This is a genomic window from Bradyrhizobium sp. 17, from assembly GCF_023073515.1.
In the GTDB taxonomy this organism is placed as follows: Bacteria; Pseudomonadota; Alphaproteobacteria; order Rhizobiales; family Xanthobacteraceae; genus Bradyrhizobium; species Bradyrhizobium canariense_D.
Window position 1 is genome coordinate 157544 of record NZ_JADPJQ010000130.1, and the last position, 16447, is coordinate 173990.

General features: G+C 61.9%; 16 protein-coding genes. 11 read left to right on the forward strand and 5 right to left on the reverse strand.

What is annotated here, in order from left to right; translation table 11 throughout:
* Nucleotides 1-72: 72 nt before the first annotated feature.
* From IVB13_RS36885 to IVB13_RS36900, 4 genes are all read left to right on the forward strand, one after another.
* A complete protein-coding gene (locus IVB13_RS36885; protein WP_247492444.1) occupies nucleotides 73-1191 on the forward strand; it encodes a helix-turn-helix transcriptional regulator in 1119 nt (372 codons plus the stop codon).
* A 230-nt stretch (nucleotides 1192-1421) separates the two neighbouring features.
* Complete coding sequence (locus IVB13_RS36890) at nucleotides 1422-1679, forward strand: hypothetical protein (RefSeq protein ID WP_026233769.1); 258 nt, start codon at nucleotides 1422-1424, stop codon at nucleotides 1677-1679.
* A complete protein-coding gene (locus IVB13_RS36895) occupies nucleotides 1672-1848 on the forward strand; it encodes a hypothetical protein (RefSeq protein WP_018459274.1) in 177 nt (58 codons plus the stop codon). The genes IVB13_RS36890 and IVB13_RS36895 overlap by 8 nt, the downstream gene beginning before the upstream one ends.
* A gap of 14 nt (nucleotides 1849-1862) precedes the next feature.
* The gene (locus IVB13_RS36900; protein WP_026233767.1) at nucleotides 1863-2591 is read left to right on the forward strand and encodes a sulfite exporter TauE/SafE family protein; all 729 of its coding nucleotides are present in this window, start codon (nucleotides 1863-1865) and stop codon (nucleotides 2589-2591) included.
* Here IVB13_RS36900 and IVB13_RS36905 read toward each other — a convergent pair.
* Nucleotides 2588-5776: a multidrug efflux RND transporter permease subunit gene (locus IVB13_RS36905; protein ID WP_247492446.1), complete on the reverse strand. Its 3189-nt coding sequence runs from the start codon at nucleotides 5774-5776 to the stop codon at nucleotides 2588-2590. The two genes, IVB13_RS36900 and IVB13_RS36905, sit on opposite strands and share 4 nt — an antisense overlap.
* A gap of 150 nt (nucleotides 5777-5926) precedes the next feature.
* Complete coding sequence (locus IVB13_RS36910) at nucleotides 5927-7168, reverse strand: efflux RND transporter periplasmic adaptor subunit (RefSeq protein WP_026233766.1); 1242 nt, start codon at nucleotides 7166-7168, stop codon at nucleotides 5927-5929.
* 199 nt (nucleotides 7169-7367) lie between these two features.
* Here IVB13_RS36910 and IVB13_RS36915 point away from each other — a divergent pair, with 199 nt between their 5' ends.
* A complete protein-coding gene (locus tag IVB13_RS36915; RefSeq protein ID WP_018459270.1) occupies nucleotides 7368-7973 on the forward strand; it encodes a TetR/AcrR family transcriptional regulator in 606 nt (201 codons plus the stop codon).
* A 24-nt stretch (nucleotides 7974-7997) separates the two neighbouring features.
* On the opposite strand, the gene IVB13_RS36920 is transcribed toward IVB13_RS36915, so the two are convergent.
* On the reverse strand, nucleotides 7998-9500 hold the full coding sequence (locus IVB13_RS36920) for an amidase (protein WP_247492448.1): 1503 nt from the start codon (nucleotides 9498-9500) through the stop codon (nucleotides 7998-8000).
* Nucleotides 9501-9764: 264 nt separating this feature from the next.
* Here IVB13_RS36920 and rnz point away from each other — a divergent pair, with 264 nt between their 5' ends.
* From rnz to IVB13_RS36940, 4 genes are all read left to right on the forward strand, one after another.
* Nucleotides 9765-10667 carry a ribonuclease Z gene (rnz, locus tag IVB13_RS36925; protein ID WP_018459268.1) on the forward strand — a complete coding sequence of 301 codons (903 nt, stop codon included), beginning with the start codon at nucleotides 9765-9767 and terminating at the stop codon, nucleotides 10665-10667.
* Between the two features lie 206 nt (nucleotides 10668-10873).
* Nucleotides 10874-12139 (forward strand): site-specific integrase, encoded by a 1266-nt coding sequence (locus tag IVB13_RS36930; RefSeq protein WP_247492451.1) that lies wholly within the window; start codon nucleotides 10874-10876, stop codon nucleotides 12137-12139.
* Nucleotides 12140-12366: 227 nt separating this feature from the next.
* On the forward strand, nucleotides 12367-12594 hold the full coding sequence (locus tag IVB13_RS36935) for a hypothetical protein (RefSeq protein WP_247492453.1): 228 nt from the start codon (nucleotides 12367-12369) through the stop codon (nucleotides 12592-12594).
* Between the two features lie 35 nt (nucleotides 12595-12629).
* Nucleotides 12630-13160 carry a hypothetical protein gene (locus IVB13_RS36940; protein ID WP_247492457.1) on the forward strand — a complete coding sequence of 177 codons (531 nt, stop codon included), beginning with the start codon at nucleotides 12630-12632 and terminating at the stop codon, nucleotides 13158-13160.
* A gap of 224 nt (nucleotides 13161-13384) precedes the next feature.
* Here the strand turns inward: IVB13_RS36940 and IVB13_RS36945 are convergent, their stop codons facing one another.
* Nucleotides 13385-13891 carry a hypothetical protein gene (locus IVB13_RS36945; RefSeq protein WP_247492459.1) on the reverse strand — a complete coding sequence of 169 codons (507 nt, stop codon included), beginning with the start codon at nucleotides 13889-13891 and terminating at the stop codon, nucleotides 13385-13387.
* A gap of 345 nt (nucleotides 13892-14236) precedes the next feature.
* Between IVB13_RS36945 and IVB13_RS36950 the strand changes: the two genes are divergently transcribed.
* Nucleotides 14237-14872, forward strand: coding sequence for a hypothetical protein (locus IVB13_RS36950; RefSeq protein ID WP_247492461.1), 636 nt, complete (start codon nucleotides 14237-14239; stop codon nucleotides 14870-14872).
* Entirely contained in the window at nucleotides 14845-15828 is a 984-nt protein-coding gene (locus tag IVB13_RS36955; RefSeq protein WP_247492463.1) for a hypothetical protein, read from the forward strand. The genes IVB13_RS36950 and IVB13_RS36955 overlap by 28 nt, the downstream gene beginning before the upstream one ends.
* On the opposite strand, the gene IVB13_RS36960 is transcribed toward IVB13_RS36955, so the two are convergent.
* Complete coding sequence (locus IVB13_RS36960; protein ID WP_247492472.1) at nucleotides 15825-16415, reverse strand: hypothetical protein; 591 nt, start codon at nucleotides 16413-16415, stop codon at nucleotides 15825-15827. The two genes, IVB13_RS36955 and IVB13_RS36960, sit on opposite strands and share 4 nt — an antisense overlap.
* Nucleotides 16416-16447 lie beyond the last annotated feature (32 nt).

Below are 16447 nucleotides of genomic sequence, written 5' to 3' on the forward strand. Positions count from 1 at the left end.
CGAAAGACTCACGGAAGCCGCCAGGCATGAAGAACATTTCGCCATCTCCATGTGTCACCATTGGCTCTTCCGATGCCCCGATCTCCAAAACCGTCCGAGTTGATCGAGACTATCTATGACGCGGGTCTCCACCCGGAGTTGTGGAGCGAGGTCGTTGTCAAACTCAATGCCTTCATTGGCAGCCAAGCCTGTGGTCTGATTTCGAAGGACCCGGTCAGCAAATCAGGCGCGACGCATTATTATTGCGGGGTCGATCCGTACTACATTCAGCTCTATGCGGAGACCTACTCCCGATACGACCCGCTTGCTCGGCTTCCGCGCTATGGCGAGGTGCGCAATATCCCTGATCTCGTGGATTTCGACGAATACCGCCGCGGCCGCTTCTACCAGGAATGGCTGCGCCCCCAGGGCTGCGTCGACGTCGCCAACGTGGTGCTGGAGCAGTCGAAGTCGCCATGTCCGATGCTAATGACCGTGATCCCGGGCAGGGAGATGCTCGGCGCGGAACAGCGGGCGCGAATGCAGTTCCTGGCTCCGCATGCGAGCCGGGCGCTGTTGATCAACCGGGCGATCGAGCGGAAGCAGCAGCGCGCGGTCGCGCTTGCCGACGTCGTGGACCGACTGAATGCCGGTGTCATCCTGCTCGATTCGACCTGTCATATCATCCACAGCAATCCGGCCGCGGCGATGATCCTAGACGTCGACGATGTCCTGCGGTCTGTCTCGGGCAGGTTGGTGGCAAGATCTTCCGCTGCTAATTCAGCCTTGCGCGATATTTTCCGTGACACCAGCGAGGTCGCGTTGGCGGCATCTTCGGGACGGAAAATTCCGTTGATGTCGCATGACGGTTCCTACTACGTCGCGCAAATCATCGCGCTGCCATCATTGCTGCGCGACGGGGTGGCCGAGCGCAGTTCGGCAGTGGGAGCCCTGTTCATCTGGAAAGCGGAACTCGACGGCCGCTCGTGTGCCGGGCTCATTGACCGCACCTTCGAGCTCACGCCTGCCGAACTGAGGGTCTTGCAGTCAATCGTCGATGTCGGCGGCGTGCCGGAGACGGCGGTTGCGCTCGGTATCGCCGAGACGACGGTGAAGACGCATCTGCATCGCGTGTTCGCCAAGACCGGCGTTTCTCGTCAGGCCGATCTCGTCAAGCTCGCAGCTGGATTTTCCAATCCGCTCGTGCACTGAGACGCGTTCAAAAACGCAGGCGAGTCGCCGTAGCTCGCAATAGGTTCAATCACAAGCATCATTAGAAAGTTATCGCACGTCGTTCGATCGAATGACGCGATTTTCCGCGTTGTCTTCTACTAGACGTCACACGATCTGTTGTTCGACCTACCAGACATTTTTGTGAAGCAACTCACTGCGAGCGGAAACGAATTCCGTCAATCTCTCGTGCAGGTTGAGAGGAGATTGTCATGCGGACGGCGTCACCAGTTCTGACAGGAAGATTCCGCGATATCGTCGCCCGCATGGGCGCGGTACTCCGCGCGCAGCGGGAAATCGACGCGGAGCGCGTGTTGCGGCGCTATCGCCACCTGCTGGACCAGCCGCACGAAGCGCCGTCTTTGAATGAAATTATTCCCGTTTCCCGTGAAGAGGATATCTTTGAAAATGCCAACGGAGTTGATCCGCGCGAGCGCACGAGCGACCACCCCAAATTCGAACGTGCGTAACGCCAGCATCGTCGCAATCGCGCTGACGGCAGCGCTCGTCGCTCTCCAACTGGTCGGCCTCGCGATGCTGGAGCGATCTCATGCTTACGCGCAGCCGTCGGTTCCACTCGTGCCGGCCGTTTGCACCGAGAGCGCCGATGTCCCCGTCTCGCAAATTCCCTACGATTGATCGGAGGGCAAATTGTGCCTGATGTCACGACTCTGATGCTGCTCAGCGTTGCCGTGTTCGCCGGCGCCTTTGTCTCCGGACTCTCGGGATTTGCCTTTTCCGCGGTAGCGGGCGCCATCCTGCTCCGGGTGTTTCAGCCGCTCGAAGCCGTACCGCTGATGATGGCGTGCAGCATCGGCGTGCAGGCCACCAATCTGTGGTCGCTTCGGCGCAATATCCGCTGGGAAGGCAGTCTGCTGCTGATCGTCGGCGGCTTGATCGGCGTTCCCATCGCGGTGTCGCTGCTCCAGAGCACCGATACGCATCTGCTCCGGCGCGGCTTCGGCATTATCGTTGCGCTCTATGCGGCCTACATGCTGCTGCGGCCGACGCTGGTGACGGCCGGCGAGGCGGTCGGGCGGCACTGGGTCGCGTTGATCGGGTTCGGTGGAGGACTGGTCGGCGGACTGACCGCGATGCCGGGCGCGATCCCGACGATCTGGTGCGACATGCGCGGCATGCCCAAGAGCGAGCAGCGCGGCCTGGTGCAGCCGTTCATCGCCGCGATGCAGCTGTTCGCGATCGCGCTGCTGTTCGGACATCTGGATCTGTCGTCAAAGGTCTTGGTCGATCTCGCGGTTAGCCTGCCGGCGCTGTTCGCAGGCTCCGCGCTGGGCGTGATCGCGTTCCACAGGGTCAACGAGACGGTCTTTCGCAAGACCGTGCTCGTTTTGTTGTTGCTGTCGGGGATTTCCCTGATCTAGTGCCCGACGGGTTGCACCGGCGCCGCGCTGGTGTCGCTGCCGTGATGCGTCAGCGGCTTCATGCCAGTGACGGTCCGCAGCAGCACATAGAACACCGGCGTCAGGAACAGGCCGAATACGGTGACGCCGATCATGCCGGAGAACACGGCGACGCCCATGGCGCGCCGCATCTCCGAGCCGGCCCCGGTCGAGAGCACCAGCGGCAGCACGCCCATGATGAACGCCATCGACGTCATCAGGATCGGGCGCAACCGCAGCCGGCTCGCCTCGATTGCGGCCCGGATCGGGGTGCGGCCTGCGAATTCGAGCTCGCGCGCGAATTCGACGATCAGGATCGCGTTCTTGGCCGAGAGTCCCACCAGCACGATCAAGCCGATCTGGGTGAAGACGTTGTTATCGCCCTTGGAGATCCAGACACCGAACATAGCAGCCAGCAGACCCATCGGCACGATCATGATGATCGAGAGCGGCAAGGTCAGGCTCTCATAGAGCGCGGCCAGCACCAGGAACACCAGGAGGATCGCCAGCGGAAACACCCACAGTCCGGAATTGCCGGCGATGAACTCCTGATAGGTCAGGTCGGTCCATTCGAAGGCAAAGCCGGGCGGCAGCGTCTCCGCCGCGATCCGCGTCGCGACCTCCTGCGCCTGTCCGGAGGAGAAGCCGGGAGCAGCCGCCGCGTTGATATCGGAGGACAGGAAGCCGTTGTAGCGGATCGCCCGCTCGGGTCCCGCGCTCTGGCGAACGCTCAAGAGCGCCGAGAGCGGCACCATGTCGCCCGAGGACGAGCGCACCTTCAACTGCCGGATGTCGTCGGCGCGGGCGCGGAACGGCGCGTCGGCCTGCACCCGGACCGAATAGGTGCGGCCAAACTTGTTGAAGTCGTTGACGTAGTAGGAGCCCAGGTAAATCTGCAGCGTGTTGAACACCTCCGTCACGGGCACGCCCAATTGGAGCGCCTTCGTGCGGTCGATGTCGGCGAACAGCTGGGGCACGTTGACCTGGAAGCTCGAGAACACGCCGGCGATCTCCGGCGCCTTCTGCATCGCCGCCATGAACGCCTTGGTCGCCTCGTTCAGCGCCTCATAGCCGAGACCGGCACGGTCCTCGATCTGCAGCTTGAAGCCGCCGATGGTGCCAAGGCCGTTGACCGGCGGCGGCGGGAACATGGCGATGAAGGCTTCCTGGATGCCGGCATATTTCTTGTTCAGCTCGGCCGCCAGCGCGGGGCCGCTGAGCGAAGGATCCTTGCGCTCGTCGAACGGCTTGAGCGTGGAGAACACGATGCCGGCATTGGAGGAGTTGGTGAAGCCGGCGATCGACAGGCCCGGAAAGGCGACCGAACTCTCGACACCTGGCTGGGTCAGCGCGATGTCGCTCATCTTGCGGATCACCTCTTCAGTGCGATCGAGCGCTGCGCCGTCGGGCAGCCGCGAGAAACCGACCAGATACTGTTTGTCCTGGCCCGGCACGAAGCCGCTCGGCACCTGCTGGAACAGAAGCGCGGTCACGCCGACCAACACCACATACAGTCCCATCACTGCGGCCTTGCCTGATATCACCTTGGTGACGGTGCCGCTGTAATTCTCCGACGAGCGTGTGAACACCTTGTTGAAGCCACGGAAGAACCAGCCAAGGCCCTTTTCCATGATGATCGTCAGCCGGTCCTTCGGCTGATTGTGTCCCTTGAGCAGCAGCGCCGACAACGCAGGCGACAGCGTCAGCGAATTGATGGCGGAGATCACGGTCGAGATCGCGATCGTCAGCGCGAACTGCTTGTAGAACTGCCCGGTGAGGCCGGAGATGAAGGCGAGCGGCACGAACACCGCGATCAGCACCATCGCAATCGCGATGATCGGCCCCGACACTTCGCGCATCGCCTGGTAGGTGGCGTCGCGCGGCGACAGCCCTCCCTCGATGTTGCGTTCGACGTTCTCGACTACGACGATGGCGTCGTCGACGACGATGCCGATTGCGAGCACGAGCCCGAACAGGCTGAGCGCGTTGATCGAGAAGCCGAACACGTGCATGACCGCGAATGTACCGACGATCGACACGGGCACCGCCAGCAGCGGAATGATCGAGGCGCGCCAGGTCTGCAGGAACAGGATCACCACCAGCACCACCAGCGCGATCGCCTCCAGCAGCGTGTGAATGACGGCCTCGATCGAGGAGCGCACGAACTGAGTGGGATCGTAAACGATCTGGTAGGACACGCCTTCCGGCATATTCTTCTTGATCTCGGCCATGGTGGCACGGACATGATCGGAGATCTCCAGCGCGTTGGAGCCGGGCGCCTGGAAGATCGGAATCGCCACTGCCTGCTTGTTGTCGAGTAGCGAGCGCAGGCCGTATTCGGACGCGCCGAGCTCGATGCGGGCGACGTCGCGCAAGCGCACGACTTCGCCACGCGTACCGGTCTTGACCACGATGTCGCCGAATTGCTCTTCGTTCGCAAGCCGCCCTTCCGCGTTGACGGACAGCTGCAGGTCGATGCCCTTGACATTCGGGGAGGAGCCGACCACGCCGGCAGCGGCCTCGACGTTCTGCGCCTGGATCGCCTTGACGATGTCGCTTGCGGTGAGCCCGTGTTCGGCAGCCTTCTGCGGATCGACCCAGACCCGCATCGAATAGTCGCCGGCGCCATAGAGCTGGACGTCGCCGACGCCGTCGATCCGTGCAAGACGGTCCTTGACATTGAGCACGGCGTAATTGCGCAAATACGTCATGTCGTAGCGGCCGGTGGGCGACAACAGATGCACGACCATGGTGAGGTCGGGCGACGACTTCTTGGTGATGATGCCGAGCTGCCGCACCACGGCGGGCAGGCGCGGCTCGGCCTGCTGCACACGGTTCTGCACCAGCTGCGTCGCCTTGTCAGGATCGGTGCCGAGCCGGAATGTCACCGTCAGCGTCATCGCGCCATCGGTGGTCGCCTGGCTTGACATGTACAGCATGCCTTCGACGCCGTTGATCTGCTCTTCGATGGGAGTCGCCACCGTCTCGGCGATCACCTTGGGATTGGCCCCGGGATAGGTCGCGCGCACGAGGACGGAGGGCGGCACGACATCGGGATATTCCGAGATCGGCATCGCGAACAGCGAGATCAGGCCGGCGAGGAAGATCAGGACCGAGAGCACACCGGCAAAAATCGGACGATCGATGAAGAACTTCGAGAGATTCATGGCTTTGCCCCTGCGCGAGAGACGACCCTCCCGCCATTCCCGGGCGCGGGAAAAGCCCGCAAATCCGGAAATCCAGAAGTGATGTCTTGGTAGTTCAACAAATTCGACATTCCGGCTCGCGCTGCCCGCGCGCTCCGGAAGCGGAGAATGCTAGCGTTGCACCACCTCCTGTTTGCTGTGGTTGGAGGCCTGCTGCGGCCCGCGCGCGCCCATCGACGCGATCTCCGTCTTGAGCAGGGCGCCGGGACGCACGCGCTGGATGCCGTTGACGATAATGCGATCGCCGGTCTTCAGTCCCGCCGTCACGATACGCAACCCGTCGACCGAGCCGCCGAGGGTGATCGGCCGGTAGACCGCGCGGCTGTCGTCGCCGACCGCCATCACGAACTTCTTGTCCTGGTCGGTACCGATCGCGCGCTCGTCGATCATGACCAGCGATTGCTGCTTGGGCTGGCCCATGCGCACGCGGGCGAACTGGCCGGGGATGAGACGCCCGTCCTCGTTTCTGAACACCGCGCGGACACGGATGGTGCCGCTCTGGCCGTTGACCTGGTTGTCGATGAGCTGGATGTGGCCCTTGGCCGAGAGGCCGCCTGAGGTCGTCATCTCCACCGGGATCTGGTCCAAATTGCCGCGCTTGCCGGAGACATCTGCGATCGAGTTCAGCGCCCGCAGCACCACCTCCTCATCCGCATCGAACGACGCGTAGATCGGATTGACCGAGACCAGCGAGGTCAGCACGGGGGAGGCGGTGCCGGCGGCGACGAGATTGCCGACGGTGATTTCGATCTTGCCGACGCGGCCGTCCACGGGTGCACGTACCTCGGTGTAGTCGAGATTAAGCTTTGCGGTCTGGAGCGTCGCCTCGGCTGCCTTCACGTTGGCGATGGCCTCGCGGTTGGCGTTGTCGCGCTGGTCGTAGTCGCGCCGCGTCACCACGGCGTTGCCGACCAGCTGCGCGCCGCGCTCAAGTTCATTCTGCGTGAACACGACGCGCGCTTTCGCAGCTTCGAGCTGGGCCGCGGCCTTGTCGACCTCGGCTGCGTAGGGCGCCGGGTCGATCTTGAACAGGATGTCACCAGCCTTCACCAGCGCGCCTTCGATGAAGTTGGCCGACAGGATCGCGCCGGCCACGCGCGGGCGAAGCTCGACGCGTTGAATGGCCTCGAGCCGACCGGAGAAATCGTCCCACAGCACGGTCTGCTTTGGTTCGATCAGCGCGACCGTGACAGGGACGGCTTGCTCGGCCGCGGCGGTCGCGGTCGCCTGCGCGGCACGAAAGTAATGGCCGGTCGCGATCGAGCCGGCTACGGCGAGAGCGCCCACGATGGCGACGCCGCCCAGAAGGCGGCGGACATGGCCGGGGCGAGAGGTATTTTGGGAGGGGGGCATTTGCGCTCCAGATATGTAGTGTTCACTACAGATGTGGAGCTGGATACCGCAGCGCAAGATACTTATGTACCATTCGCTAAGAAAATTGTAGCGGTTTACCGCAAGAATTGGCAAGTGGAAGAGAAAATAAAGCGAGAACAAAGAGATAGGGTCCGGCGTTAGGGTCAGGGACGACGCCGATTTCGAGGAGAACAGGCAAATGGGCATGGGACGCCCCCGCGAATTCGACGCCGAAACGGCGTTGGACCAGGCGATGGAAGTGTTTTGGCGCCATGGCTATGAGGGTGCCACGATCGCTCAGTTGACCGAAGCCATGGGGATCAATCCGCCCAGCCTCTATGCCTGTTTCGGCAACAAGGAAGGGCTGCTGAAGGCCGCGCTCGACCGCTATACCAAACTGCGCACCGTCTGGATGGACGAGGTCGTGGCGGCACCCACCGCCCGCGACGTCGCCGAACGGATGCTGATGGGCATCGCCGACAAGCAGACCGATCCCGCCAACCCGCCCGGTTGCCTGCTCGTGCAGGGCGGCATTGCATGCGGCACCGGATCAGAAAGCGTCCCCTTCGAACTCGCCGCCCGGCGCGCCCAGAACGAGGACCAGCTTCGCGATCGTTTTGTTCGCGCCAAGGCCGAAGGCGATCTCAAGCCGACCTCGGATCCCGCGGCACTCGCGCGCTACGTTTCGGCCGTCTCGGTCGGCATGGGCGTGATGGCGTCCTCAGGCTCCGACCGCGAGGCATTGCAGCAGGTCGCGAGCGTGGCGGTGCAGGCGGTCGAGGCGCAGTCGACTGCAAGAACATGACGAGCGTTGTCGTCTTCGCCTCTATCATCTCACCGATTGCGTGGCAGACAGCGACGGCGGCGGGACGAAGCCGCCGAACGCGCGTTCGATCAGTCCGGCGAGCGCAATCGGTGTGCGGTCCTCGAGATAAGGCCCGATGATCTGGACGCCGATCGGCAGGCCCGATGGCGTGCGCTCGATCGGAACGGCCGTTGCAGGCAGTCCGCAGGTCGAAGCGGGGTCTGCCCAGATGAAGCACGCATCGGCATAGGGATAGAGCTGTCCATCGATATCGAGTTGCCGCGCGTCGAACGGCTCGGACTGGTCCTGGGGAAAGGCCGGTACGGCGGCGGCCGGGTAGATTACTGCGTCGAACTCGCGGAACAGCTCCTGCCATCGTTGTTGCAGCCGCAGGCGCGCCGCGTCGGTCGCCAGCCATTCGCGATGGACCATCGCCCAGCCGCGCGCGCGCTCGGCCTGCAGGCTGCGGTCGTCGGGCGAGAGTTCTGCGGCAACTCCTTGCGCCTCTGCGAGGGCGGCCGGTGTCAGGCGTGGACTTCGCGCTGCGTTCAACAGCTTCATGTAAAGGCGGGCGGATTCGGCGAGATCGGGCAGAGACGCACTCGAGCGCGCGACGCGTGCGCCTGATCGTTCGAGCCGTTCCGACAACCGCCCGATGGCGGAACGCACGGCATCGCCTGTCGGCATCAACGGATGCGTATCGATCACGAGAATCCTGAAACCCCTGAGCTGGTCGTGTCGTGAGGCCGGCAACGCAAGACGATAGCCGATCCCGTCGCGCGTCTCGTCGGGGCCGGCGATCACGTCGAGCGCGAGTGCGAGATCCGAGGCAGTGCGCGTCATTGGTCCAACGACGGCGAGATCACCCTGGCCGGCAACGGGCGGTGCCGGCGGAAGGCTGTATCCGCGCAGCGGGACGAGGCCGAGGCTCGGCTTGTGTCCGAACACACCGCAGAAATGCGCGGGCACCCGGATCGAGCCGCCAATATCCGAGCCGATCGACGGCGGTCCGAATCCCGAAGCCAGCGCCGCGCCTGATCCGCCTGAAGAGCCGCCGGGCGATCGGCCGAGATCCCACGGATTGTTCGTCGTACCGTAGATGTCATTGTAGCTCTGGAAATCTCTGAGGCCGATCGGGATATTGGTCTTGCCGATGATGACAGCACCCGCCGCCTTCAACCGCGAGACGACAAGGGCGTCCTCCGCGGGTTGGAAATCTTTGAAATGCGGAAAGCCCCACGTCGTCGGCAGGCCGGCGACGTTGAACGGTTCTTTCAACGTCACGGGGATGCCGAGCAATGGCTGCCGCTCGCCGCGACCAAGTGCGGTATCGGCGGCGCGCGCGGCGTCTCGTGCGCGATCGAAATCGCGAACGATGACGGCATTGATCTGCCCGTCCAGCGCCTCGATGCGCGCGATCGTATGCTCGATCAACTCGGACGCAGAAAGCTTGCGCGCGTGCAGGGCGCTCAGCAATGTGCTGATCGAGCCGTAGTCCCAGTCAGTGGCGGTCAATCCGGGCGGCATCACGATCTCCATTGTCTTGCATCGCCGCGTCGATGTCGCTCGGCTGCAAATCGATCCGAGTATCGAGCATGCAATTTGGCGGATGGTATGAGGAGGCCACGCAACGGGAACCAGATCTGTCCGCCGGTCGGGGGCCGGAGGCGGCGCCTGGCCATCAGATCGCGGGATACCCACTGCTTGCCGCGGTCTATGCGCGATCGAGGGCTCTGTACGGGCTGCTGCTCACGTGGCATTGGGGGCGGCGAAGCCTGGATACTGACGACCATGTTCGCCCTGACATTCCTTGGGACCTCCGCCAGCGTTCCGTCGGCGGAGCGCAACCATCCGGCTCTCCTGGTGGAGGCCACGGGCAAGCGCGTCCTCATCGATTGCGGCGAGGGCACGCAGCGCCAGTTGCTGCGCAGCGGCGCGGGCTTTCGACGGCTTGACCGCATTCTGCTGACGCATGCCCATCTCGATCACGTGCTCGGTATCCCCGGTCTCTTCTCGACGCTGGGGTTGCGTCAGCAATCGGACGCGATGACCGTCTATGGAGGCCAGGGCACGCTCGACATCGTCATCCGCATGCTTGCCGGCCTGTGGGGCGCGGGCAGGGCGCCGATCCCGGTGGAGTTCGCACCGCTGACCGAAGGACAGGTTATCGACGCCGGCGACTTCACCATCGATTGCTTTCCGGTCCGTCACCGCGACACCGACAGCTTTGGTTTTTGCTTCCAGAGTCCGGCACGCCGCCATCTTGAGCGGGAGCGCCTCGCCGAGCTCGGTGTTCCCGATGGGCCGCTGCGCGGAGAACTGGCCGCGGCACGACCAGTCGTGATCGCCGGCCGCACGATCTATCCCGAAGACGTCATGGGGCCGCCGAGCGGCGGCAGGAAGCTTGTGGTCATCGGCGACACCGAAACCACTGACGGGCTGTCCAGGCATGTCGCCGACGCCGATCTGCTGGTGATCGAGGCGACCTTCCTCGATCGCGACGCCGCGACCGCCCGGGACTATGGTCATCTCACCGCGCGCGAGGCGGCTTCATTTGCCGCCGCGAACAACGTCAGGCAACTCGTGCTGAATCACATGTCGGGGCGTTATCGCGACGAAGAGATTCTGGCCGAAGCGACAGCGATTTTTCCAAACACGCGGATCGCCGCCGACTTCGATCGCGTCGTGATTTAGCGGCACCGCTCAAAGAGAGCGCAACCTCTGACGGTCTGTTTGTGAGCTGCTTAACCTGCGGTGGCTGGGGAACTAGGATTCGAACCTAGACAAACAGAGTCAGAGTCTTCTATGGGGCGTTGATAATGTTGATTAAAATGGGCCGATGTTGCGCCTTTGTTGCGCCTCATGTACACTCAAGCGCAATCGAACAATGGAGGGGGCGGATGTCAGTCCGAAAGCGCACATGGACGACTTCGTCCGGCGAGGCGCGCGAAGCTTACGTCGTGCAGTACAGCGTTCCCGAGTTGGATGCCCGCGGCAAGCGCAAGCGGATCATCAAGACGTTCGATCGCAAGAAGGATGCGGACGCGTTCCAGGCTCAGGTCCGCGTCGACCTCGGCAAAGGCACGCATGTCCCGGCTTCCAAGAGCCCTACCGTCGCGGAAGCCGGCCGCAACTGGATCGACGCTTGCGCGGATCTCGAACGCACCACGCGAGACGGCTATGAGCAGCATTTGCGCGACCACATCAATCCCTACCTCGGGGGCTTGAAGCTCTCCGCCTTGACGATCGGCGTCGTGAGAGATTGGCAAGACCGCCTCCGGAAAGGAACCCCGGCCCCTGGCCAACCTGAAACCTCGCCGCGGTCTGCGGACATGGTGAAGCGGGTCACCGGGTCGCTCGGCTCGCTGCTCGCCGATGCCCAAGAGCGTGGGCACGTCGGCCAAAACGTAGTGCGTAGCCTCAAAGCAAACAGGAAGCGCGGCAAAGAGCGCCGAGCCGAACGTCGGGCCAAGGGTAAGCTGAAGATCGGTGCCGACATTCCCAACCCTGCGGAGATCGAAGCGGTGTTGGGGGTTGCAGAAAGTCGGTGGCGGCCTTTTCTGCTCGTGGCGATCCGGTGTGGTTTGCGCGCCTCCGAACTACGTGGCCTTCGTTGGCAAGACGTCGACTTGAAGAAAGGCGAGTTGCACGTGCACCAGCGGGCCGACGCCTACAACGAGATCGGCCGGCCCAAGTCCGAAGCCGGCGAGCGCTCCGTTCCCATTCCGCCCACCACCCTGAAGGCGCTGAAAGAATGGAAATTGAAATGTCCGCGTGCCGGCGATGGAGCGCAGCATTTCGTGTTTCCCAACGGGTCGGGCAAGGTCGAATCGCATGCCAACATCATCACGCGCGGCCTGATCCCCACAATGGTCTCGGCCGGCGTGACTGCGGCGGCCTTGGATAAAGACGGAAAACCGATGCGCGGCGAGGATGGCAAGCCGATGCTCACCGCAAAATATACAGGCCTTCATGCGCTCCGCCATTTCTTCGCAAGCTGGTGCATAAATCGCAAGGTCGACGGCGGCTTAGAGCTGCCGCTTAAGGTCGTGAGTGAACGGCTGGGGCACTCCAATATCGCCATCACGGCCGATCTGTACGGTCACTTGTTTCCCCGAGCGGACGACTCCGTTGAATTGGCGGCTGCCGAGGGCAAATCTGGCTAGGTAACTTTTGATTAAGCTTTGGCATGCATCATTTGACTAGATAGAGTTTAGTTCGAGACAAGTAGTCTCCGTGTCGGCACCGGGATGGTGCCGTGGGGCGAGAAGCCCTGGCCGGAACAGCGAACGTCGAGCGGCAAGCGTGACGCGCGCCGAGAACAGCACAAGCCAATGTGCTCGTCTCAGGCGCTTTTTCTTTGCCCTGTTGCGAGCCTCTGCGGAGCCTCGCTGTGAAAATCGGAACCCCCAAACCAATCGCAAACCCCGACGAGTTCGTCTGGGGCGCCGCTGATATCGGCAAATACCTCGGACGCTCCAAAGAAGCGACTTGGTTCATGCTCGAACAAGACCGCGTGCCTGGCGCGAAGAAGATCGCCGGCCGATGGGGCATGCACGTTCCTAACTTCCTCGCCAGTTTCCAACCCACCACAACGCCGCGCGAAAGCGTCGCTGCGTAAATTGCAGGTCATACCCAAAATGAACGAACGCTATTTTGCTACCATCGACCCGAACTCAGGAGGACTTCACGCCAGCCTATTGGGACGACATCAACAGTTGGTTCGAGAACGGCGGCAACGAGGCCGTGGCGCACTACCTGGCCAATCTGAACCTTGTCGCATTCAATGCAAAGGCACCCCCACCGAAGACGGCTGCATGGCACATGGTCGTCGCGGCCGGCGTGGCCCCCGAAAGCGGCGACCTGACCGACGTGATCGAAAGCATGGGCAAGCCCCGAGCGCTGACGCTTCAGATGGTGAAGGCCCGCACACCCGGTGACAGTCAACTGCGGTTGCTGTTTGAAGACGCCAAGCTTCGCCGGGCGATCCCGAAGCGGCTGGCGGAATGCGGCTATGTGGCCGTCACGAACCCCGAGGCGCGCGATAGCGGCGGGCGCTGGCGCATGCCTGGTTGCAAAACAACGATCTATGCGCGGCAGGAATTAACCGAGGACGGGCGCTTGGCTGCTGCTCGGTTGCTCAGTGCGACTGCAGAAGTCCCGCCGCCGATGCCGCTGAGACAATAAGGCTGGGCGGGTTGGGCGCGGTGGGCACGGTTTTTTATGTTGTCAGAATCTGAGTTCACTAATGTGTAGACAGGGAAGAAAGATAGAAAATAGAGCACAAGAGAAACCGTGCCCACCGCGCCCAACTGCCCGGGGTACGGCGACGGTGGTAAATGGTAAGGGCGGGGCTATAACGCGACAAACAGAAAGAAATCGCTGCGCCGCCGACGTAGGCTTCACAATCGTTATCGCCGGGGCCAGCCTACCAAGAAGCCAGTGGCCTTGTTTCTGAAGGCGGAAAGGGTAGGAGCAGCGAGCACACCCCGAAGCGGATCCATAATCGCGATGTAGTCGGTATTGTCCCGCTGAATCCCATAAGCGACGACTACATGAGCTGGGTTTTTCCCTTCCATTACTATGTAGAGATGGTTCCCGGACGTCCCCACCAGAGGAAACATCTTTTCGTATACATAGTCGAACGTGAGGTCGGCTCTGTCGATTTCCTCGTAATCCATGTTGATCGAGAGGCTGTTTGCAATCTCACCGAAGTACGCAAGATCGAGCGCATTTCCATTGCAGTACATCTGAAACATTTGGATGATTGAGCTATATGACCAACTGACGCCGCGAGTGGCTTCAAGCCAGGAGCTAAGGGCGCAAGCCCAACATACGGGCAGTGAAACTTCGTCGTCGCCAGTTCCTACCGATGGTTGCTTCACAATTCGGGGTTTCGATAGACGATACGTGACCATCTGATACCCCTCGTTTCGGACAGCATGATCAAAGCCCGTAATAGTGTGTCTTCATTGTTGCCGCTAAGTTCAAGCGCCCGCAAGAATTGTATTGCGGCCAACCGAAGCCGTTCTTCAATGGCGTAGTGAACCTCAATTCGCGCCGCATCTTCAACCTTGTCGCACGTGCTTCGCTCGTATCGGTCGTAAGAATTTGCGATTAACGGATTTTATATCTTCTACTCGCATCTTAAGGCGCTGAAATAACTACATTCTCCATATCATGATGCGCCTATGTTGCGCGTTCGGCCGGTGATGCGGGTCGATGGCGCAATTCGCGGTGCCAAATCGCAGGTGAGTTCAGTCATGGGCAAGACCGGCCCAACGTGTTCAATTTGCAAGCACAAATCCCGACATCAGATCGAGATTGGCCTTGCGCATGGCATCGCGCACAACGCGCTCGCTCGCCGCTTCAACGTTAGCGCCGACGCCGTAGGCCGCCACGCTGCAAACCACGTCAGCCCCGCCATGCGCGCGGCGATCCTGACCGCGCAGAAGCCCACCGAGATCGACCTTGAGGCGTTGCAGGCCAGCGAGCAGGAAGGCTTGCTGTCGCAATTGGTGCACCAGCGTGCCCGCCTGCAACAGCACGTGGCCACCGCCATAGACTTCGCCGACATCAAAGCCGCGATCGGTGCGGAGGGTGCCATTACGGCAAACCTGGCCTTGGTGGGCAAGCTGCTTGGCATGATCGTGCAGCGGCACGACGTGCGGTCGACGTCGCTCCTGATCAGTGCCGACTACCTCGCGGTGCGCCAGGCGATCGTCAACGCCCTGCGGCCGTTCCCTGAGGCAGCGCGGGCCGTCGGCGCGGCCCTGCATCGATTGGAAAGCGACGCTGCCCACGACATCACGCGGCGCGCCGGCAAGCCAGCACCCGTCCTTATCGACGTCACGCCAGCGACGCCCCCGCCATGTCCAGTCCCGGCGCCGCCATGCTGATGGCCACGGACTTCGCTCGCGCCTTGGATCCTGCGTTGCTGGCACGGGACGCGGATATTGATCTGGACCAGTGGCAGGCCGACTTTGTGCGCTCCAATGCGCCTCAGGTAGCTATGCTCATCCCCCGGCAGCACGGCAAAACCGAGGCGGCCGTGATGAAGGCGCTTTCGGTGGCCACGGCAGAGCCGGACAGCTTGGTGCTGATCGTATCGCCTGCGCAGCGGCTGTCCGACGAGTTCGTGCGCCGCGCGCGCTCCGCTTACGGCCGCGTCGAAAATGCCCCGAAGCTGATCGGCGACGCCGCGCGCCGGATCGAACTCGAGAACAAAAGCCGCATTCTGGCGCTGCCTGGCGACAATGACGGCGATACGCTGCGCGGCCTGGCGAACGTGCGCCTCGCGATCATCGACGAAACGTCCCGTTGCTCGGATGCTTTGATCACCGCCGTGCGGCCGATGCTCGCCACGAACACCCGCGGCCATCTGGAGCGCTTGCCGCTAGGCATGCCGTATCCGCAGCAAATCGAGCACGTGGCGAACCTGCTCGGACGTGAACCGCTGGTCGGCGCGACGTTCGCGCTCGACTTCACCGGCTGCGGCCGACCTGTCGCAGATCAATTCGAGCGGGCGGGACTGCGTCCGCAAAAGGTTCTGATCACCTCGGGAAACGAAGCGACCTTGCACGATGGCAATACGCACCATGTGCCCAAGGGATTTCTTGTCTCTGGGCTGGAGGCGCGGATGCACAGTGGTGAACTCAAGATCGCCGCTGATCTGATGGAGTCGACGGCGCTCAAAGAGGAACTGCGCGACTTCGGTCGCAAGGTCTCAGAAAGCGGACGCGTGACCTACAACGCGCGATCGGGCGCGCATGACGACTTGATCTTGGCAATCTGCATTGCGCTGTTCATTGCGACGAACAGGCCGACGACGATACGTCAAGCGTTGGTGATTTAAGCTTCAGCATCGCCATAAAGCTGATTCGTTCGAATTGCAGCCAGTTGTTTGCGCACCGTTTTGTCTAACACGACCTTAAAGACCTTGCCCTCATCTGTGAAAATAATTGCCGATAGAAAGCGTCCCATAATTCGGCTCCAAATCGAGCTGCCAACAAAATGTTGTCGACTGTATTGCCGAAACGTCTCAAGGTCCGACAAAAAGAAACGGTCAGACGTCCGCGGCTTAATTTCGATCGGATACTTCCTTTGTGGTGCCCACTCATCACCGGCTGCAATATCCAGAGGTAAAACTTCGTATAGTTGCCGCTGGAAAGGCACTTTCCAGTGAAAAAACCCGGCGCCAATGTGCACAGGCATGACACCCAAATTACGGATGGAGATCACTAGATATCTAGGCAACTCAGTGCCCTTGATTGAATCGTGATAGACAACGTTGATCGATGCCCAGGCGTGTAGGTTGGTGCGAGATGCCCTAGCTGTCATGTACGAGTTAACCAGAGCTACGGTGACGGCAGCGAAGGTGCCCAGAACGCCTAGAGCAGCTATCGTGAACTGGTGTGCCTTTAATATTTCTTCCAAAGACATTTGAATGTTTCCGTGCGCGGATCAACGTTTGA